This is a genomic window from Streptomyces sp. NPDC004051, assembly GCF_053604275.1.
The window spans coordinates 60932-79495 of record NZ_JBSGHG010000034.1 but is presented as its reverse complement, the minus strand read 5'-3'; the positions used below and the strand labels follow the sequence as shown (position 1 = coordinate 79495).

The following is an 18564-nucleotide window of genomic DNA, read 5'->3' as shown; positions in this document are numbered from 1 at the left end:
TCGCTACGAGCGCAAGGCCGAGCACTTCCTGGCCTTCACGAGCATCGCCTGCACCCTCATCTGCTACCGCAGACTCGCCAATTGAGATGACTTCTTAGGCCCGTCGTCGCGGTGAGGTCCGAAAGAGTGGTGAAGCCCTCCCATAGTTTTCTGACAGTGCGTCAGGAAAGTCGATAAGTGGTCAGCGTGAGTCCTGAAGAACCTGGGGAATGCTGCCCGAACATGCGCCTGGTTTTATGGTATGAAAATAGCCCTTGACCTGCAAAAATGCAGGCAAGGGGCCCGCCTGTGGGAGTGCCCCGATGTTGCGCACCATGTTCAAGTCCAAGATCTGGCATCTGGGCATTTGTGCAGGTCAAAGGCGTAGTGAGACTGTTCAGGTCAGCAAATGGTCGGCATCGGGCGCGGGAACGTCCCGGCTTGCTGACCGGGTGACTGCCACCGCGGTCGTGGCGGGGCGGAACGTGTACGTCATCCACCCGCACGGCACCGCCACCGGCCCGGCGTGCCCTGTGACCCTGGACCAGGTCCGAGGGCGTCGGCATGGTCGGCCGAAGGCTGTCCTGTCGTGGTCCGAGCGGCCTTAGCGTCGTGCCGTGACCACTGCTGACAACACTGCTTACCGGTACCGCACCGCCGTCCCCGAGGACGCCGAGGCCATCAGGGCCCTGGACGGCTCCTTCACCACCGCCACGGTCTTCCAGGTGACCGTCGCCGACGCCGGGTTCGCCCTGAGGGAGATCGCGGTGGACCCGCCCCTGACCAAGGTGTTCCCCGAGGACGAGCACGACGGGGGCGACGCGGACTCCCGTACCTTCGTCGCCTACGGGGCCGCCGGCGACCTGGCCGGGTTCGTCGCCGTCTCGTACTCCGGGTGGAACCGCCGGCTGACCGTCGAGGACATCGAAATCGCCCCAGAGCACCGGGGGCGGGGGGTCGGCCGTGCGCTGATGGGGCTCGCGGTGGAGTTCGCCCGTGAGCGGGGCGCCAGGCACCTCTGGCTGGAGGTCACCAACATCAACGCGCCCGCGATCCATGCGTACCGGCGGATGGGCTTCGCCTTCTGCGGGCTGGACACCACCCTCTACGACGGCACCCCCTCCGAGGGCGAGCAGGCGCTCTACATGAGCATGACCTGCCCCTGAGCGGACAGAAGGCGGCACACGGACGGAGCGCCCCCATCACCCGGCGAGACCGTGACGGTCAGCAGCCAGGCCGGGTCTCCGTCCGCGGCCCTCTCGTGCCACTCCACGCGCGCGTCGAGCAGCCAGCCGGGTGGCGTACCACCTCTGGAAGTGTTCGGAGCGCCACACCACGAGTGGGACGGCCCGCTCGCCGCCGGTGCGGCGCGAACCGCGGCCCACCGCGCGCACGGCCGCTCCCGCCGCCCCCGGAAGGGCACGCTCCACGGGCACCCCGAACATCCCGGCGAAGGGGAGGAGGTACGCCATGCGCTCGGCCTCCGGCGGCGCACCGAGCACCGCCCGGCCCGGACAGTATCACACCCCCACTTGATGTTAGAGACCGGACCGGGAAGCCGGTTCATCGTCCGAGGGCTCCAGAACAGAACGACGTCCGAGCGGGGCATCGCCCCTCCTCCCAGGTGACTTGGTCCGCGTACGGCGGGTAGGACCCGCCCGCGGCGGGCTCCGGCAGGAAGACCGCCAGTCGCGTGACGGGCGCCGGGGATCACCGCGGCCACCTCACGACTCAGGTGGGCGGGAGTCAGCACGTCGTCGGCGAAGCCCACCACCCGCAGGGGCGTGGTGATCCGTGCGTACGTGGCCAGCCGGTCGGGGGCTGGTGGGCGCGGGCGGTGTGCGGCGGCGGAGGTATTGCTGAGCACGGCGATCTCGAACAGGTCCAGCCATTCCGCGGCCGCCTCCTCGTACGCCAGGGCCCTGGGGAGAGGTTCTGCACCATCCGTACGAACGCCTCGTACTCCAGCGGCACTCGGCTGCCTGTCTCGGTGTACGTGGCCTCGGCGCAGGCCAGCGCGTCGCCGACCGGATCGGGCCGTCCCTGCGTCGCGGCTGGCACCGCGCCGCTCGCCAGGTGCGGATAGGTGGGGAGTAGTTCCTGTACCGCCAGGGCCCCGGCGGCCGCTACGACCGCCGCATCCACATCGGCAACTGGTGCAACCAGTCGGGAGCCGGACTCGGCGAGCGGCCCCAGGCGTCCCCGGAGCCCGGGATTGACGCCTACGTGTGGATGAAGCCCCCGGGCGAGTCCGACGGATTGGACAAAGCCCTACCGAATGACGAGGACAAGGACTTCGACCGGATGTGCGCCCCCACGTACCCCGGCAACCTGCGGAACAACGTGTCGGAAGCGCTGCCCGCCACCCCGATCTCCGGACACTGGTTCTCCGCCCGGTTCCAGGAGTTGATGAAGAACGCCCACCCGCCGCTGCCGTAGAACCCGGGTGGGCCGACGCGGCCCCGTGCGGCACGGCGACGAGGAGTTCCGAGTCCTCGCCGCCGCCCCGCACGGGTGTGGTCACCCCTTGACGGCGGAACTGGCGACTCCTTGGACGAACCAGCGCTGGAAGAAGGCGAAGACGACGAGGACCGGCAGGACGAGCAGGACGCCGAAGGCGAGGATCTGCCCCCAGTCCGGGGGCTGCTGGCCCTGGAAGACGCTCATTTCCAGGGGAAGGGGCCGCACCGACGGGTCGGACACCATCAGCACGGGCCACAGGAAGGAGCCCCACTGGATGAGGAAGGTGAGGATCGCGACCGAGGCGAACACCGGCCTGGACATCGGCACGATGATCGCGAAGAAGGTGCGCCAGGGCCCCGCGCCGTCCAGCCGGGCCGCCTCCTCGATGCTCGGCGGGATCTTCTTGAAGAACGTGTGGAACTGGTAGATGGCGAAGGCGTTCGCGACGAACGGCAGCGCCTGGATGAACAGGGTGTTGCGCTGGCTGTTGAACATGTAGAACAGCGGCACCGCCACCGACTCGAACGGGATCAGCATCAGCAGCAGGACGAGGGTGAACACCGCGTTCCGACCCCGCCACTTCAGCCGCGTCAGACCGTACGCCGCCATCGAGTTGACGATCAGCCCGCCCGTCACCACCACGAACGACAGCAGCACCGACACGCCCATGAACTGCCAGAAGTAACCGGTGCTGTCGGAGTCGAGGCTGTCGAAGACGGCCGCGTAGTTGTCGAAGGAGAGGTGGGTGGGCAGGAAGCCGGACAGGCCGTTCAGGACCTCGTCGGACGGCTTGAGGCTGCCGAGGAAGAGGTAGAGCGCGGGCAGGGCGAAGACGAACGCCAGGACGCTCAGGACGGCATAGTCGAGGACGCGGCGCAGGGGTGCAGGGAGCATGGCCATGGGTCAGTCAGTCCTCGTTGTCGGGCCGGACGACGCGGCGCTGGACGATCGTCAGGGCGACGACGATCAGGAAGAACACCACCGTGACGGCCGAGGCCTGCCCGATGTCGTTCTGGTCGAAGGCCGTGGTGACGGCCTGGTACATCACCGTCCGGGTGGCGTCCTCGTCCAGGCCGCCGCCGCGGATGAGGATGTACACCTGGTCGAAGACCCGGAAGGACAGCACCGAGGTCAGCATCGCGACGAAGACGAGGGTGCCGCGGATGCCGGGCAGGGTGACGTGCCGGAACTGCTGCCAGCGGGAGGCCCGGTCCAGCTGGGAGGCCTCGTAGAGCTCGCCCGGGATCTGCTGGAGGCCGGCCAGCAGGATGACCATCTGGAAGCCGACGCCCTGCCACACCGACAGCACGATGATCGAGCCCATCGCGGTGAGGCTGTCACCGAGCCAGTCGAAGGCGCCCCAGTTGCCGAACGTCACCGCGTCGAGCAGGGAGTTGAGCATGCCCTGCTCGCTGCGGGCGAGGATCAGCCGCCAGATCACGGCGACCAGCGCCATCGGGAAGACCACCGGCATGAAGAAGAAGGACCGGAACAGGCCGATGGCCTTCAGCTTGCGGTTGAGCAGGATCGCCAGCGCCAGCGCGAGGCCGGTCTGGAGCGGTACGACGACCGCGGCGAAGGTCAGGTTGTTCAGCAGCGCCCGCAGGAACGGGCCGGACAGGTCGGGGTCGGTGAACAGCCGCCGGTAATGCTCCACACCGAAGAAGGCGGGTTCCAGCGGGGAGCCGAGGCGGACGTTGTGGAAGGAGAGCACCACGGCGTAGCCGAACGGGATGCCGACGAAGGCGATCAGCCCGCCGACGGCCGGGGCGGACATCAGCAGCCCGTGCAGCCGGTCACGGTTGCCGCGCGAGGGACGCGAGGGTTTCGCGGGGGGCGCGGACGAGACGGCCTGGGCCCGGCCAGGGGGCGCGGCGTGCGTTTTCACGGGAGGGTCCTCTTTCCGGCGGGGCGGGCGCGGTCGGTACGTCGCCGACGGCCCGCCCCGGCCGATGCGTCCTGCGGGTTACGGGATCTCGTAGCCGGCGTTGTCGGTGAAGTCCCGGTCTATGGCCCGGGCGGCCTTGCGCAGGGCTTCCTCCGGGTCGGCGCCGCCGTAGATCGAGTTCAGGGCGGTGTTGAACTTGGCGGTGACCGTGGGGTATCCGGCGGTCACCGGCCGGGTGGCGGCGACGCAGGAGGCGTTGATGTCGCTGTCGCCGCAGGGCCGGGCGAGCTGGTCGGCGAGGAGCTGGAGCGGGCCGCCCTCCTGGTACAGCTCGCTCTTGGCGAGCGCGGTCCTGGTGGCGGGCACCGCGCCGTTGGCCTTCGTCATCGCGCCGACGTTGGTGTCGTTCAGCAGGTAGTCCAGGAAGGTCCCGGCGGCCTTGCCGTTCTTGCTGTCGGCCCCGATGCCCCAGGCCCACGAGCCCTGCCCGGTCTTGGGGCCGTTGCCGAAGTCGGGCAGCGGCAGCACGACGAGGTCGTCGCCGAGGGCCTCGCTGTAGGCGGGGTACATCCAGTGGCCGACCCAGCTCAGCGCCACCTTGCCCTTGGCGAAGGCGTTGCCGTCGGTGTTGGGGTCGACGTACGTCTTCCAGGACTGGAAGGTCTTCATCGCGGCGACGGCCTTCGGGCTGTCGAGGGCGCCCTCCGCCTTGCCGTCCTTCAACAGGGCTCCGCCGGACGACCAGAGGATCGGGGAGAAGCCGAAGGTGCCCCACTCCGTGGCCAGGCCGTACTGCTCCGATATGTCGAGGACCTTGCCGTCGGAGTCCTCGGCCTTCAGCACCTCGAGCGCCTTGCCGAACTCCTCGGCCGTCCAGGCGTCGTCCACCCGCGTCGGGTACTTCACGCCGGCCGCGTCCAGCAGCTTCTTATTGGCGTACATGCCGAGCCCGGCGTCGAACATGCCCAGGCCGTAGTGCTTGCCGTCGATCTCGCCCTGCGCCTTGACGGCGTCAGTGGCGTTGTCGAGGGTCTTTGCGGAGACGTGGTCGTCGACCGGGGCGAGCTTGCCGTTGTAGACGAAGTTCGCCATCGTCGGGCCGTCGAACTCCAGCACGTCCGGCAGTTCGGCGGGGTCGGTGGCGGTGATGGTCTTCGTGTAGTCGTTCTCGGGGATCAGCTTCAGCTCGGCCTTGACGTCGCTCTGCGAGGAGTTGAAGGTCTTCACGGCGTTCTGCAGCGCGGCCGTCTCGCTCGCCTGGCCCTGGTGGGCCCAGACGCTGATGGTGCCCTTGCCGCTGCCCTCCTCGGCAGAGGCGTTGCCGGCGCCGCCCCCGCCGCCACAGGCGGCCAGCGCGGCCAGTGGCAGCAGGGCGAGGGCGGTCAGGCCCGTACGACGGTGTCTTCTGGATCCGTTGGTCATGGTGGTGCCTCCGAGCGGTGTGCGGTGTGCGGTGTGCGGTGTGCGGTGGGTGCGGGGACAGTGGGGGCGGGGTAGGGGGGCGGGTGGGAACGGCCCTCCGGAAGCGGGCGGTCGACGAGGCGGTTGGGCTACCGCTGCCGACGGCTGCGCGGCGGAGCGGTGGTCTCGCGGAGGACGAAGCGGATGGGCATCTCGACGGGGTCTGCCGGCCCGGCGTCCGGGTCGTCCAGCCGCGCCAGCAGCAGCCGGGCCGCCTCCCGGCCCTGGGCCGCGACCGGCTGGGCCACGGTGGTCAGCCCGACCACCTCGGACAGCTCGTGATCGTCGAAGCCGACGACGGACACGTCCTCCGGAACCCTCAGCCGATGCCTGCGCAGGGCGCGCAGGGCACCCATCGCCATCTCGTCGGACTGGGCGAACACGGCGGTCGGCGGGTGGCGCAGCGCCAGCAGCCCGGTCATGGCCCGCTCGCCGCCCTCGACCGTGTAACCGCCGTCCGCCTCCAGGGCGGGGTCGGGCTCGATCCCGGCGTCGGCCAGCACGTCCAGGTAGCCCTGCCGGCGGTCGAGGGGCGTGGTCCAGTGCAGCGGCTCGCTGGCCCCGGAGATCATGCCGACCCGGCGGTGGCCGAGGTTCACCAGGTGCCGTACGGCGCTCTCCGCCCCGCCCCGGTCGTCGATGCCGACCACAGTGAAGCCGGGCCGGGCGCCGCCGACCGTGGTCGCCAGCGGCACGTCGAGGGAGCGCAGGGCGGCGGCCTCCTCCGGGTCCGGGATCAGCAGGGACAGCACGGCGTCGACCCGCTTGCGGATCGGCAGCTTGGTGAAGAAGCGCTTGCGCGCCTCCGGTGAGCCGAGGTTGTACAGCAGGACGTCGTAGCCGGCGGCGCTGAAGACCTTCTCGGCCGCGTCCAGCACGGTGCCGAAGAACCAGCGGCCGACGTACGGGACGACGACGCCGACGGTGTAGGTGCGCCCGCTGGCCAGGCTGGAGGCCGAGCGGGAGGCGGTGTAACCCAGTTCGGCGGCGGTCGCGACGATCCGCGCCCGCATCTCCTCCGACACCCCGGGACGGCCGCGCAGGGCGCGGGACACGGTGGACGCCGAGACCCCGGTGGCCTCGGCGACATCGGTGATGCTGACCGTCACGGAACGCTCCTTGATCGGGTGCACGTCGCGTGGCCGGGGCCCGGCAGCACGGCGGCGTGAGGGGGAGTGACGAGACCGTAAACCCGCCCACCCGGTTGCGCAAGCGTTTGCGTTCAGATTTACTTCGGCTGACTCCCAGAGGAACTCCCACCAGCAAGATCACAGCGCACACGTTTGAGTGCCGCTGTCGGCAGACAGGACCTGTTCCATGCGATACGCGCCGCCCGGCCTCTGCGTGAACGACTTCGACCTCCTGCGCCACGCGGACGGCACCTACACCGTGCTGCACCTGCAGGGCCCGTGGACGGCCGAGTTCGACCACCTGCGCATGGAGACCTCCTACGGCAGGGCCACCTCCGCCGACCTGGTCCACTGGGAGCCGCAGGGCACCGCCTTCGGCAACGGCCTGCCGGGCCGCTTCGACCAGCAGGCGGTGTGGACCATGCACGCCTTCCCGCACGGCACCGGCATGGCGATGCTCTACACCGCCGTCTCCGGCCTCACCCCGGACGGCTGGCCACTGCAGTCGGTCGGCCTGGCGTACTCCGAGCGCACCGACGGCACCGGCTGGCGCCGCCACGGCACGGGGCCGGTCGTCGAGGCCGACCCGCGCTGGTACCGCACGGGCGAACGCATGGGCTGGCGTGACCCCTTCGTCGTACGCGACGACGAGTCTGACGGCTGGTTCATGGTGCTCTGCGCCACCGACGCCTCCCTGCCCGTGGACGTCGGCGGCTGCGTCGCCTGGGCCACCTCCGACGACCTGGAACACTGGACCGTCCACCCGCCGCTCGTCTCCCCCGGCGACGTCGACGAGTTGGAGTGCCCGGTCCTCGAACGCCTCGACGACGGCAGCTGGCTGCTGCTCGGCTCCATCGGCGCCACCCGGGGCTTCGAGGCGTGGACCGCGCCCCGCCTGCGCGGCCCGTGGACCCGCCGCGGCCCACTCGGCCCGACGGGCGCGTACGCCCCGCGTGTCGTCGCCGCCCCCGGCGGCTCCCGCGTCGTGCTGCACACCACCCCGCGCCGCGTCGGTCTCACCGACACCGGCGACCGTTGCCGAGGCATGCTCGCCCAGCCCAAGTCCCTGGTCGTGTCCGCGGATTCGGCGCCCCGCCTGGAATGGTGGCGGGGCCTGGAGACCTGGCTCGGCGAGGAGACGTACGACGCCCCCCTGCACGCGGTCGGCCACGTCGACGTCGGAGGCCGCATCGAGGTCGTTCTGCGCGCCGAAGATCCGGGCGACGACCGTGCCGCCCTGGCCGTGGCCTGCGACGGCGAGGACCTCCGGGTCACCGGGCCCGGCGGAAGGGTGCTGGCGCAGACCGTCCTGTCGAGTCCCCCCGGCGCATTGCGCATCCTCACGGTCGGCGAGTACGTCGAGGTCTACGCCGACGAGGCCTTCGCACTGACCGCGCTGTGCTATTCCGGTCGGCCCGCCCCCTGGACGGCGGTCACCGACCACGGTGCCGGCCCGGTCCCCGTCCGCCCGATCCGACTGCCCGACCCGTGCCGGGACGACGCCTCGGCCGTGTGGCCCGGTCCGACGGCAACGACCGCGGCCGCCGCCGACCCACGGTGAAACCGAGGGGCGGAAGGGGGCACGGCGCTGCTGCCACGTGTGGGTCTCCTGGCCCGGGCGGTGGCTCCCTGCAGCGCCGCACTGGTGACCACGGCGGCCGCCGCCTGCGTCATGGGGCCGAGGGCGGCGCGGGGCGGGGTGCTGTTCCTGGGCTCCGACCTGCTGGTCGAACTCGGCGCGGCCGGGGCAAAGTTCACCAGCCGTCAGGTCCTGGTGATGGCCACCTGCGTGGTTGCTCAGTTCCTCCTCGTCGACGCGTGCGTTCGCACCCCTGCGGCGCAGGGGACGGCGCATCCCGCTGGGCGGAGTCCTCGAACGTCTGATGGCCCGTTGAGGAAGTCGGCATCGAGTCGGTGCGAGTCCTGAGACACCCGGAGACAGTTGACCGCCCACGCGAATCGTTGCAATCTCCAGAGAACGCCTTTGACCTGCAAGAAGCAGGCAGGGAGCAGGCGAACCGGGAATATCTCCATGTTTCGTGCAGTATTCAAGTCCAAGATCTAGCGTTTGGGTGTTTCCGCAGCTCAGGGCCTTGAATGCCGGGTTTGGGTCAGTAAAGGGTCAGCGTCGAGCCGGACGGCGTCCAGCTTGCTGACTTGCATCCCTGGCAGGGGACTGCTGTGCTGCCCGGCGCCCTGCTCCGAAGGCTTGATGTGCGGTTCGACAGCTCGCCCACGGGATGGGGTTGTTCTCCAAGGAGTGGGGGTTGTTCCAGACCAGCAAGGACACCGCCCGCGGTGCCGGTGGCACGTTCCGAAAGGCCGCCGAGGTCCGCAAGGCCGCCCTCGTGCGTCGCAACGGCCGAGAGCCGTTGCCCCGTCAGCGAATCTCCTGTCCACGGGATCGACGACCCTCGGCCCGGCCCGGCCCGAAGCCCGTCCTGTGCCCCCGCCTGCGAAGCGAACGCCCACGGCCGCGAGGGGGACACCCGTCGAAACACAGCAGGATGATGGTGCCGGCGCCGCGCACTGCGCCCGGCATGACAAGCTGTGCTGGCCCACCCCCGAACCCAGGAGATCACCATGACCGCAGAACCCGTATCCACGGAAGGTTCGGAGCCGGCTGCCCCCGAGACGTCCCCTCTGGCGCCGGACAGCGACGGCAACTACGACCTCAAGCGCAAGTTCCGTGAAGCCCTGGCGCGCAAGCGCGGTGCGCAGGCGGCCGCGGCCGATGGTGCCGCCAACCCGAATGCGTCGAAGGTGCGTGCGGCGCACGGCCCGGCTGCGAGCCAGCGGTCGTTCAGGCGTAAGAGCGGCGGCTGAGTCGATCGGTCCCGCGGTCCGGCCGCTTCACCGGCACTCTGCGCGCCGCCCATGAGCGCGCCCGGTGGCGTGGCCCGCAACGTGCGCATGCCCGTGTGCGCGTTGCGGGCGAGGCGCAGCCGGCGGTCTGGTCTGCGGGAGGGCCCGACCGAGGCCGGCGGCCGGCTGCCGGAAGCGGTCGCGCTGCTGCGGCGGGCCGCTGCCGCTCCGGACGGCCAGGACTGGTTCACCACCCGGCCCTGGCTCCTGGCGCAGCTCGCGGGCGCGCTGGCCGAGTCGGGTCAGCACACAGAGGCGGTCCGCATCCTGATCGAGGTGCGCGTCGCAGCCCGTCGGACACCGTGCTACCCGCTCGCGGAGGACCGCATCGCGCTGGAGGAGGCCCGGATCCCGGGCCGGTCGGGTGATGTACCGGGGGCCCTGCGCCGCGCCGAGGAGGTGGCGCGGCGCTCGGCCGCCGCCGGGCGGAAGGCCACGGCCCTGGCGGCCCTCCACCTGCTGGCCCGGCTGGGCCGAGCGGCTGTCGCCGTCGAACTGCTGGACGCCCTCGGCGTCGCGGTGAGGTGCCCCTCGACGAGTTGCGCGCACTGCACGTGCGGGCCCTGGTCGGCCGGGATGCCGCGCACCTCGACGACCTGGCCGACCGGTTCGCCCGGCTCGGGCGGCTCCCCCTCGCAGCGGAGTGCGCGAGTCAGGCGCACCAGCTGAGCCGGGACGCGGGCCGGCACCGGGCCGCCCGGATCTCACTCGTGGCGTGCAGCGCCCATCTCGCCGCCACGGTCGGCACGGAACTGCCCGGTGGGACCGTCCCCTCCAGCCCCTCGGCGCCCGTACGCCGACTCGAACTCACCGTCCGCGAGCACCAGACAGCGACCCTGGCGGCGTCCGGGTTGGAGGACGGGGAGATCGCGCGGCGGCTGTCGGTCTCGGTCCGTACCGTCGAGAACCATCTGTGCCGGGCCTACGGCAGGCTCGGCATCACCTCGCGGGCGGAACTGGGCGGGCACTTCGGCCCGGACACGGGCTCGCCGTTCTGGCTCGCGCGGGCAGCGTCGCTGGACTTCGACCCGCTGTCCGACGTCAGGACCTACGACGATCTCAGTGAGGAGAAGGCTTTCCCGCAGGTCACTTGACACGACACAGGAGCATCTCCCTGTGCCGGTGGGACCAGTGGGTTGGGACTTCGAAAACCTCCCTCAACGGCAGGGGAGCCTCGTGCGTGGCGCACCCCATGACCATCGCCCGATCAGTGGTCGGCTGGAAAAGCTCATTGGTCATCAGGAAAGGTCAGTAAAGGGGCAGTGCGGATACTGAGATACCCGGCGGCAGCTGACCGAATGTGCGATTGGTTGTACGCTGCGGACACCGCCCTTGACCTGCGAAGCAGGCAGGGAGCAGACAAAGCGGGAGTTTCTTCGTGTTTCGTACGGTATTCAAGTCCAAGATCTAGCGTTTGGGTGTTTCCGCAGCTCAGGGCCCTGATCGCCGCGTCCGGGTCGGCAAATGGTCAGCATCAGGCCGGAGGGCGTCCGGGCTCGCTGACCTGCACCCGTGGCAGGGCTTGCTGCGCGGCCCGGTGCCCTGCCCGGAAGGTTTGATTCGTGCCCCGACAGCTTGCCCGCGGCATGGGGTCCTTCTTCAAGGGCTGCGACTGTGCCAAGCCCACCCGCCGCCCGCACCCGTACACGATTCGGTTCAGGGATGCACTCGGCGAGCAGCATGAAGAGACCGGCTTCAGTGCGCAGGACGACGCGATCGAGCGTCGCACGCAGCTCTGCGCGGAGAAAAAGAGGACAGCGCCATCCGTTGCTGAGCCCGCCGCGAACTCGGTCAGAAGACCGTCGCGGAATGCACGAAGCAGTGGCGGCCCCGGCAACGTCGGATGACCGAGTACTCCACGGGCGAGAAAGTGGACGTTTCCGTCAATGTTCACATCGTTCCCCCTCTCGGATCGCGAAAGCTCAACTCTGTCGCGCCGATCGTGGTCGAACGCTTCTTGGACGAGTTGGAGACTGACGGGGCCGGTCATGGAAACCAGGTGAACATATTCCGTGTTCTCAAGGCCGTCCTGCGGGACGCTTATGGCAAGGGAGCCATGGCGGATGACCCTGTGAAGGGTGTTCAAGAACCGGAGCACGTACGTGAGAAGGTGGTCATCCCGTCCCTCGCCCATGTGAAGAAGGCGCTGACTGTCGCTGACGATGATCTCGCGCTCAAGATCGTCATGATGGTGGGCTGCGGCTCGCGCGATGGCGAGGCACGGGCGGTAAGGCGGGGCACATCACTCATGACCCATCCACTCTTCCGAACAGGAACGCCATGCCCAGCAGCCGTACGAGACGCGGCCCGTCGTCGGGCGAACTCACTTACGGGCCAGCCGGTGCGACCCGGCCCGCCGAAGAGCCCTGGCCGGTGGGGATCACAGGTCTGCGCCCCTACACCCGTACCGTCGTCATCGGGCGCGGGGACACCGACTGGCACGCCGCGGCGGACGCGGTGCTGCGCTGGGGCGTCAAGCGGCGCAGTGGCTTCACAGTGACGGGCCGCGAGGGTGGCGGGAGCCGGGTCGTGGAGGGGGCCGAGTACCGCATCACCGCGGCGTTCGGTCCGTTCGCGGTGCGAGAGCCCGTCCGGGTCGTCGCCGTCGTCGACACCCCGGACCGCTGCGGCTTCGCCTACGGCACCCTGCCCGGCCATCCCGTGAGCGGCGAGGAGGCATTCGTCGTCCACCGGTCCTCCGACGGCACGGTCGCGTTGACGATCCGTTCCCTGACCCGTGCCGCCCCGCATGGGCCGTGGCGCCTGGTGTTCCCGGTGCTGCTGGTCGCGCAGCGGTTCTTCCGGCGGCGTTATCTGCGTGCCCTGTCGCCTGCTCGTCGAGCGGGCGTGCGGTGACCCGTCGCCCCGCAGGGTGCGGGGCGACGAGCCGGGGCCGGCCCGGTCAGTGGGCGAGCCGACCGTCGAGGTGACGGTGGAGGGTGACGGTGGGCCGCTCGTTCGCCGCGGTTGTGCGCTGCTGTACTCCCGTGGACGCCGCTGTTGATGTCAGCCGCTGATGTCACCGACCTCCACCAAAATACTCACGAACCGCTTCTGAGACTTCCCGCCCTGGGAGACTGAACCGCTCCGGGGCCAATGGATGCTCGGCCGGGCCCCGCCCGTGCTCTGCTGCCGGGTCACCAGGGCACGGCACGCCTCGCCCGCGGCCAGGACCGCCCGGGTCTCCACCTGCTGGTTCCACCGCACGTGGTCCGACCAGACGTACATCGCCGATGGCCCCGGTGCTCGCGGCCCTTCGTGCGGCCGCCACGCGGGTCGGGCCCGATTCGGCATCCATGGCCTGACCTGCCTCATTACCTCAGTGGTAAGCGACCCTTCGTACGGAACCGGGCAAGGTGGGAGTCACCGTGGCCCGGGCGGCGCACTCCGCCCGGGCCACGGCCCCCTGACCAGCTTTTTCGACCTCGACGGAGGCTGATCGGTATGTCCGCCACCACCCTGCTCGGCGCACTCTCCCGCACCGACCACCCGCAGACCATGCTGCGCCGCTTCCTCGCCCTCGACGCCGTCGTCACCGGTGCCAACGGACTGGTTTACCTGATCGACTCGAAGCCGGTCGGCAGCCTGCTCGGCATCGGGTCCGGTCTACTGTTCGAATCCGGCTGCACCGCCGAGATGACCACCGTCCGCACGCCGGGGCCGATGCCCCAACGCTGGCGTGCCATCGAACGCGCCCACATCCTGTCTCAGCCCTGACCCGGCGCCCACATCCGCACCCACGCGGTGATGCTCCGCCTCGCCCTCCGCGACCGCGACGCGTTCGAAGTCCTCGGCCAGTTCGTGCGGCTGATGGTCGCGGCCCCCGGCTCCGCGGCGGGCCAGTACCCGACCGGCAACACCGGCCGCACCCGCATAGGGCTCACCACCCCCGTGCCCATCCCCGACGACCTTGCCGCGCTCCTGCGGGACGCGGGGGTTGTCCCGGGGGCATAGCGCCCTTCAAAGAACCTTCGTTCTGCCAGGGGCGGCCAGGGCCGCGGTCGGCGAGGGTCTTGACCTCCAGCTCGGCGCGGAGCTGGAGGACGAGCGTGATGCGTGGGGTGTGGTACTTCGGGGTGACCTTGCCGCTGCGGGTGTGGCAGATGCTGCCGGAGTCCGCTACCGACTGGTGACATCGAGTTCTGCGTACATGCCTGCGAGGTAGTGGCCGGGGAAGTTGCACACCAGCTCGTAGCGCCCGGGAGGCAGGGGCAGCGTGGTCCAGGCGATCGCGCCGGGGGCGATGCCGTCACCGGCGCCTGCCGCGCAGCCGCGGGACGCCTCGCCCAGGCTGCCCGCCTCGTTGACCTTCCCGTCAGGACCGGTGGGGCGCTCCCCGGTGCCGTGGCCTGAGGGCAGTGGCAGGATCACCACCTCGTGCGCGAGGGAGCCGGTGTTGAACACCCGCAGCGAGATCACGCCCGCGGGGACCGTGGACGGTTGGAGCGCCAGGCGCATCATGCGCATGCCGTACCCGCCGGGGCCGCCGCTCATCATGCCCGTTCCCATGTCGCCGGCAGTCACGTCCACCACATGGCCTGGCAGGCCGGGCGCGCTGCACCGTGCACCAGGCGCCCGCCAGGCCGCCGTGGGAGTCGTACTGCGGAAAGCGCCGGTGGCGGCCAGCAGCACAGTGCTGGCGATGCCGAGCACCAGCGCGGCGATCGCCCCGCCGATGGCCAGCCGCATCCCGCGTCGGCGGTCTGCGCTCACCGGTGCTCCCGCAGCAGCGTGAGCCGTTGTTTGTACTCGTCTTCGTCGATCTCCCCGCGGGCGAACCGTTCGGCGAGCAGGTCCTCGGCCCGTTTGCTTCCCCATCCCGGCTCGCCGGTGGAGTAGGGCCCTCCGGACTGGCGGTCGTGGTGGGTGCCGGTGAGGTACCGGACGAGCGCGACGATGCCGGCGATCACCAGCGCCCAGAACAGCACCATGAAGACGGCCATGAAGAACCAGCCGCCCCAGCCCCAGCCGCCGTCGTACCACATCATGACGATCACCTTCCAGGCGCGCCCATGCATCTTCCATCGTGCGCCCGCAGCGGCCCTTGCGCAGGGGCCGCTGCGGGCGAGTCGCCGGCAGCGGCCCGGGCGGCGTCAGTTGCCCGGCGCGGGCCGGATACCGGCGCCGACGGGGGGAGGCCGAGGCATTCGCCCAGGCCCCCGCTCGGGAGGGTCGTTACTCAACGGCGTTGCCGTGTCCCGATCATCCGCGGGTCGCGCTCGGCCGCAGGTCGAGCTTGCGCAGCAGCTGGGCGTTGAGGGCGACGACAATGGTGGACAGCGACATGAGGACGGCGCCGACCGACATGGGGAGGACGAACCCGATCGGGGCCAGGACGCCGGCGGCGAGTGGCACGGAGAGCAGGTTGTAGCCGGTGGCCCACCACAGGTTCTGCCGCATCTTGCGGTAGCTGGCTTGCGACAGGTCGATCACCGACAGGACGGAGCGGGGGTCGTCGCTGGCCAGGATGACCCCGGCGGAGGCGATGGCCACGTCGGTGCCGGCGCCGATGGCGATGCCGATGTCGGCCTGGGCCAGTGCGGGGGCATCGTTGACGCCGTCGCCCACCATGGCCACCGTTTTGCCCTCGACCTGCAGCGCCTTGACGGTGGCTGCCTTGTCTTCGGGCCGGACGCCGGCGAACACCCGGTCGATGCCGAGGTGGTTGCCGACCGATTCCGCGACCGCTCGGGCGTCGCCGGTGATCATGATGACCTCGATGCCTCGCTGGTGCAGCGCGTCGACGGCCTGGCGGGATTCCGGCCGGATCTCGTCGGCCAGTTTCAGTGCTCCGATCACCACACCGTCATGCAGTACGTGCAGGATGATGGCGCCCTCTTCCCGCCACTGCTCGACTGCCCCGAGCTCCTGCTGGTGCTCCTCGTCCAGCAGCAGCGGGCCGCCGACCCTGACCGTCCGGCCGTCGACGATGGCGGTGACGCCGAGGGCCGGTTCCGAGGTGAAGCCGCTTGCCCGAGGGATGTCGAGGTTGCGCTCGCGGGCCGCACGGACGATGGCCTTGGCCAGTGGGTGTTCGCTGTCGGTTTCGGCCGCGGCGGCCAACGCGAGCACTTCGTCGCCGGCGAGTCCAGAGGCTGGTTCGACGGCGATGACGGTCGGCTCGCCCTTGGTGAGGGTGCCCGTCTTGTCGAACAGGACCGCGGTGGCGGTGCGCATGCTCTCCAACGCGAGCCGGTCCTTGACGAGGACTCCGCCGCGGGCGGCGCGTTCGGTGGCGATGGACACCACCAGCGGTATCGCAAGGCCGAGTGCGTGCGGGCAAGCGATCACGAGCACCGTGATCGTGCGGGTGACTGCGTCATCCGATCGGTCGAGCAGCAGGGCCCACACCAGGACCGTGATGACAGCCGCGCCGAGGGCGAACCAGAACAGCCACCCCGCGGCGACGTCGGCCAGCCGCTGCGCGCGTGAAGACGAGTTCTGCGCCTCGGTCACCAGGCGCCTGATACCGGCGAGCGCGGTGTCCTCGCCGGTGGCGGTGACCTCGACCCGCAGGCCGGAGTCGCTGGCGACGGTGCCGGCCACCACGTGGTCGCCGACGCCGCGGCGTACCGTCCGGGACTCGCCGGTGACCATCGACTCGTCCATCTCGGCCGCACCGTCAACGATCCGGCCGTCCGCGGGGACGCTGCCACCGGGCCGGATCAGGACGGTGTCGCCCACCCGCAGCTCACCCGGATGCACGGTGACGACCTGGTCGCCGTCGAGCCGTTCGGCCTCGTCGGGCAGCAGCGCGGCCAGGGAGTCCAGGGCCGAGGTCGTCTGGGCGAGCGAGCGCATCTCGATCCAGTGCCCGAGCAGCATGATGACCACAAGCAGGGCCAGCTCCCACCAGAAGTCCAGGTGGTGACCGAGGATGCTCAGGCTGGCGCCCCAGGAGGCGACGAACGCCACCGTGATGGCCAGCGAGATCAGCAGCATCATTCCCGGCCGATGAGACCGTATCTCGGACACCGCACCGGTGAGGAACGGCCGACCGCCCCACAGGTACATCACGGTGCCCAGCAGCGGCGAAATCCAGGTCGCCCAGTCGGCCTGCGGCAGCCGGTAGCCCATCAGTGAGGCGAACATGCCGGAGAACGCCACGACGGGCACGGCCAGCACCAGCATCGTCCAGAACAGCCGCCGGAACTGCCCTGCATGATCACCGTGTGCGCCGCCACCCGAGTGGTGCGCATGACCCGCGTGGCCGGCGTGATCGGACCCGTGGTGCCCGTCGTGCTCGGTCGTCTCATGCTCCGCATGCCCGGCGTGGGCAGCGGGAACGGCCGCCGGCGCGTCGTCGAGGAGCGCGCGCTGAGCGTCGTGGTGGTGCTCGTGACTCGTCATGATCGTTTCTCTTCTCCCATGGTGCTCAGCGGCCGCCGGAGACGGTGGAGGAAGGACGGGGCGCACAGCGCCCGTATCAGCGGAGCGATACGCCCCGGCACGGGAAAGAATTCGTGTTGCCGGGCCCGGAAGTCCGGCAGACCGCTCAGACGCGGCCGACGAGTTCGTAGCCCGCCTCGTCGACGGCAGCGCGCACGGTCCCCTCGTCGAGCGGGGCGGCGGACGTGACGGTCACCTCGCCGGTCTTGGCGACGGCCTGGACCGCGGTCACGCCCTCCAGGGCCGATATCTCCTTCGAGACCGCGCCCTCGCAGTGGCCGCAGGTCATACCGGACACCTTGTAGACGGTGGTGACATCAGCGCCCTGGACGGTGACCGTGTCGTCGGAGCCGCAGGAACCGGTGCCACAGCAGGAGCCGGAGTTCGTCTCGGTGGTCAAGGCTTCTCCCTCGAAGTGCGGATGCGTGGGGCGTCGACGGGAGAGGCGTGGTTGCCGGCCCCTCTCGACCCACGGCAACAGTATACCCCCTGGGGGTATTCCCTCGGTGTGGTGCTGTCAGAAGCAGGGCAGGCGGGCATGCGGGCCGACCGCCCCGGTTTTCCCTTTCTGCGAACCTTCGCGATCACCGCGAGCGGTGTGGGCAGAGACCGTTCGGGCTGCCACTGGGCTAAGCCGCCAAGGGGACCGGAAGCTTCACCGTCGATGCCCCCGGTACCTACTTCTTCCACCCGCATGTCGGCGTCCAGCTCGGCCGGGGCCTGCACGCACCCCTGATCGTCGAGGACCCCAAGGGGACCCTCGCCCACGATGACGAATGAGTTGCCCTTGTCGACGACTGGGTCGACGGCGTCACCGGTACCCCCGACGAGGTCTTCGTTGAGATCAGGCATGGCATGAGTGGGATGCACATGGGCGGACGCGCAGCCCCCGGCAGCGGCTCGCCGTCCGGCGGTATGGAGCACGGCGACAGCGGGCGCGTCTTCCGTACGGTCTCGGAGCTGGACATCCACTACCGGCGCAGCCCCGCCTCCAGCACGGGTCCGCGTTCATCCCGATGAGGGTGCCCCCGGGTGAGCGAAGCCGAGACCGGGGGAGGCCCGAAGGCGGGGGACCGGCTGCCTGATCTGCCGCGCGGCCTCCAGCCGAGAGCGACCGGACCGGGATATCACCTATTGCCGGGCGGGCCGCCCCACCTCTGGCCGGACGAGCGGCTCGCCCCGGTCACCCGCGGCCGGGAGAACCTGCTCCCCGTCCACCGGCTCGGCGCGCAGAGCCCTTGGCCACACGTCTCCCACGGCCTGGTTCGCCCCGACGGATACTTCGGGTACGTGGCACGGGGCGCGCAGATGGAGGGCCTGCGCGCTTATCTCGACCGCTGGTACCACACCTGAGGACGGACTGTGCCGGGCCGCCGGCGCCGAGCCGGG

The 18564-nt window shown here is 70.3% G+C and carries 19 protein-coding genes and 4 pseudogenes; 14 read left to right on the top strand and 9 right to left on the bottom strand.

The features are described from left to right. The 3 genes and pseudogenes from ACWEQO_RS27630 to ACWEQO_RS27620 all read left to right on the top strand — a co-directional run. Positions 1-85: pseudogene (locus ACWEQO_RS27630) on the top strand (IS5/IS1182 family transposase); the annotation flags it as partial. Positions 86-596: 511 nt separating this feature from the next. Further along, positions 597-1145, top strand: coding sequence for a GNAT family N-acetyltransferase (locus ACWEQO_RS27625; RefSeq protein ID WP_361454133.1), 549 nt, complete (start codon positions 597-599; stop codon positions 1143-1145). 952 nt (positions 1146-2097) lie between these two features. Next, positions 2098-2418 (top strand): annotated as a pseudogene (locus tag ACWEQO_RS27620) (glycoside hydrolase family 6 protein); the annotation flags it as partial. A gap of 81 nt (positions 2419-2499) precedes the next feature. Here ACWEQO_RS27620 and ACWEQO_RS27615 read toward each other — a convergent pair. The 4 genes from ACWEQO_RS27615 to ACWEQO_RS27600 all read right to left on the bottom strand — a co-directional run bounded on the left by ACWEQO_RS27615 (position 2500) and on the right by ACWEQO_RS27600 (position 6900). After that, a complete protein-coding gene (locus tag ACWEQO_RS27615; protein ID WP_452985644.1) occupies positions 2500-3342 on the bottom strand; it encodes a carbohydrate ABC transporter permease in 843 nt (280 codons plus the stop codon). Positions 3343-3349: 7 nt separating this feature from the next. Further along, complete coding sequence (locus ACWEQO_RS27610) at positions 3350-4330, bottom strand: carbohydrate ABC transporter permease (RefSeq protein ID WP_452985643.1); 981 nt, start codon at positions 4328-4330, stop codon at positions 3350-3352. Between the two features lie 78 nt (positions 4331-4408). Next, a complete protein-coding gene (locus tag ACWEQO_RS27605; protein WP_452985642.1) occupies positions 4409-5752 on the bottom strand; it encodes an ABC transporter substrate-binding protein in 1344 nt (447 codons plus the stop codon). 128 nt (positions 5753-5880) lie between these two features. Next, positions 5881-6900 carry a LacI family DNA-binding transcriptional regulator gene (locus ACWEQO_RS27600; protein WP_361454121.1) on the bottom strand — a complete coding sequence of 340 codons (1020 nt, stop codon included), beginning with the start codon at positions 6898-6900 and terminating at the stop codon, positions 5881-5883. A 208-nt stretch (positions 6901-7108) separates the two neighbouring features. Between ACWEQO_RS27600 and ACWEQO_RS27595 the strand changes: the two genes are divergently transcribed. The 6 genes and pseudogenes from ACWEQO_RS27595 to ACWEQO_RS27570 all read left to right on the top strand — a co-directional run bounded on the left by ACWEQO_RS27595 (position 7109) and on the right by ACWEQO_RS27570 (position 12642). After that, the gene (locus ACWEQO_RS27595; RefSeq protein ID WP_452985641.1) at positions 7109-8482 is read left to right on the top strand and encodes a mucin-1; all 1374 of its coding nucleotides are present in this window, start codon (positions 7109-7111) and stop codon (positions 8480-8482) included. 39 nt (positions 8483-8521) lie between these two features. Continuing rightward, on the top strand, positions 8522-8848 hold the full coding sequence (locus tag ACWEQO_RS27590; RefSeq protein ID WP_361454115.1) for a lysoplasmalogenase family protein: 327 nt from the start codon (positions 8522-8524) through the stop codon (positions 8846-8848). 656 nt (positions 8849-9504) lie between these two features. Continuing rightward, positions 9505-9747: a DUF5302 domain-containing protein gene (locus ACWEQO_RS27585; RefSeq protein ID WP_109382042.1), complete on the top strand. Its 243-nt coding sequence runs from the start codon at positions 9505-9507 to the stop codon at positions 9745-9747. Positions 9748-9798: 51 nt separating this feature from the next. Then, on the top strand, positions 9799-10455 hold the full coding sequence (locus tag ACWEQO_RS27580) for a hypothetical protein (RefSeq protein ID WP_452985640.1): 657 nt from the start codon (positions 9799-9801) through the stop codon (positions 10453-10455). Continuing rightward, positions 10341-10733: pseudogene (locus ACWEQO_RS27575) on the top strand (helix-turn-helix transcriptional regulator); the annotation flags it as partial. The gene ACWEQO_RS27580 and the pseudogene ACWEQO_RS27575, both read left to right, overlap by 115 nt. Before the next feature lie 1333 nt (positions 10734-12066). After that, positions 12067-12642: a DUF1990 family protein gene (locus ACWEQO_RS27570; protein ID WP_361454106.1), complete on the top strand. Its 576-nt coding sequence runs from the start codon at positions 12067-12069 to the stop codon at positions 12640-12642. A 150-nt stretch (positions 12643-12792) separates the two neighbouring features. Here the strand turns inward: ACWEQO_RS27570 and ACWEQO_RS27565 are convergent, their stop codons facing one another. Further along, positions 12793-13014, bottom strand: coding sequence for a hypothetical protein (locus tag ACWEQO_RS27565; protein WP_452985639.1), 222 nt, complete (start codon positions 13012-13014; stop codon positions 12793-12795). Between the two features lie 216 nt (positions 13015-13230). On the opposite strand from ACWEQO_RS27565, the gene ACWEQO_RS27560 reads away from it, so the two are divergent. Then, a complete protein-coding gene (locus ACWEQO_RS27560; protein ID WP_452985638.1) occupies positions 13231-13503 on the top strand; it encodes a hypothetical protein in 273 nt (90 codons plus the stop codon). A gap of 12 nt (positions 13504-13515) precedes the next feature. Next, on the top strand, positions 13516-13740 hold the full coding sequence (locus ACWEQO_RS27555; protein ID WP_452985650.1) for a DUF3703 domain-containing protein: 225 nt from the start codon (positions 13516-13518) through the stop codon (positions 13738-13740). Positions 13741-13905: 165 nt separating this feature from the next. On the opposite strand, the gene ACWEQO_RS27550 is transcribed toward ACWEQO_RS27555, so the two are convergent. The 4 genes from ACWEQO_RS27550 to ACWEQO_RS27535 all read right to left on the bottom strand — a co-directional run bounded on the left by ACWEQO_RS27550 (position 13906) and on the right by ACWEQO_RS27535 (position 17575). Next, on the bottom strand, positions 13906-14499 hold the full coding sequence (locus ACWEQO_RS27550; RefSeq protein ID WP_361454103.1) for a sulfocyanin-like copper-binding protein: 594 nt from the start codon (positions 14497-14499) through the stop codon (positions 13906-13908). Beyond that, positions 14496-14774, bottom strand: a complete 279-nt coding sequence (locus ACWEQO_RS27545) for an SHOCT domain-containing protein (RefSeq protein WP_361454100.1) — start codon at positions 14772-14774, stop codon at positions 14496-14498. Before ACWEQO_RS27545 ends, ACWEQO_RS27550 begins: the two co-directional genes overlap by 4 nt. 214 nt (positions 14775-14988) lie before the next feature. After that, positions 14989-17136 carry a heavy metal translocating P-type ATPase gene (locus ACWEQO_RS27540; RefSeq protein ID WP_452985637.1) on the bottom strand — a complete coding sequence of 716 codons (2148 nt, stop codon included), beginning with the start codon at positions 17134-17136 and terminating at the stop codon, positions 14989-14991. Between the two features lie 145 nt (positions 17137-17281). Next, entirely contained in the window at positions 17282-17575 is a 294-nt protein-coding gene (locus ACWEQO_RS27535) for a heavy-metal-associated domain-containing protein (RefSeq protein WP_361454094.1), read from the bottom strand. 263 nt (positions 17576-17838) lie between these two features. Here ACWEQO_RS27535 and ACWEQO_RS27530 point away from each other — a divergent pair. The 3 genes and pseudogenes from ACWEQO_RS27530 to ACWEQO_RS27520 form a co-directional block, all read left to right on the top strand. After that, positions 17839-17955: pseudogene (locus tag ACWEQO_RS27530) on the top strand (multicopper oxidase domain-containing protein); the annotation flags it as partial. A gap of 75 nt (positions 17956-18030) precedes the next feature. After that, entirely contained in the window at positions 18031-18195 is a 165-nt protein-coding gene (locus ACWEQO_RS27525) for a hypothetical protein (RefSeq protein WP_452985636.1), read from the top strand. A 12-nt stretch (positions 18196-18207) separates the two neighbouring features. Next, complete coding sequence (locus ACWEQO_RS27520) at positions 18208-18528, top strand: hypothetical protein (protein WP_452985635.1); 321 nt, start codon at positions 18208-18210, stop codon at positions 18526-18528. Positions 18529-18564: the final 36 nt, after the last annotated feature.

What these genes read in the sequence shown, in the direction of transcription:
- ACWEQO_RS27615 (WP_452985644.1), bottom strand. Translation starts at nt 3,342, where the DNA reads ATGGCCATGCTCCCTGCACCCCTGCGCCGCGTCCTCGACTATGCCGTC.
- ACWEQO_RS27570 (WP_361454106.1), top strand. Translation starts at nt 12,067, where the DNA reads ATGCCCAGCAGCCGTACGAGACGCGGCCCGTCGTCGGGCGAACTCACT.
- ACWEQO_RS27525 (WP_452985636.1), top strand. Translation starts at nt 18,031, where the DNA reads ATGAGTGGGATGCACATGGGCGGACGCGCAGCCCCCGGCAGCGGCTCG.
- ACWEQO_RS27585 (WP_109382042.1), top strand. Translation starts at nt 9,505, where the DNA reads ATGACCGCAGAACCCGTATCCACGGAAGGTTCGGAGCCGGCTGCCCCC.
- ACWEQO_RS27565 (WP_452985639.1), bottom strand. Translation starts at nt 13,014, where the DNA reads ATGTACGTCTGGTCGGACCACGTGCGGTGGAACCAGCAGGTGGAGACC.
- ACWEQO_RS27580 (WP_452985640.1), top strand. Translation starts at nt 9,799, where the DNA reads ATGAGCGCGCCCGGTGGCGTGGCCCGCAACGTGCGCATGCCCGTGTGC.
- ACWEQO_RS27595 (WP_452985641.1), top strand. Translation starts at nt 7,109, where the DNA reads ATGCGATACGCGCCGCCCGGCCTCTGCGTGAACGACTTCGACCTCCTG.
- ACWEQO_RS27605 (WP_452985642.1), bottom strand. Translation starts at nt 5,752, where the DNA reads ATGACCAACGGATCCAGAAGACACCGTCGTACGGGCCTGACCGCCCTC.
- ACWEQO_RS27540 (WP_452985637.1), bottom strand. Translation starts at nt 17,136, where the DNA reads ATGACGAGTCACGAGCACCACCACGACGCTCAGCGCGCGCTCCTCGAC.
- ACWEQO_RS27545 (WP_361454100.1), bottom strand. Translation starts at nt 14,774, where the DNA reads ATGATGTGGTACGACGGCGGCTGGGGCTGGGGCGGCTGGTTCTTCATG.
- ACWEQO_RS27560 (WP_452985638.1), top strand. Translation starts at nt 13,231, where the DNA reads ATGTCCGCCACCACCCTGCTCGGCGCACTCTCCCGCACCGACCACCCG.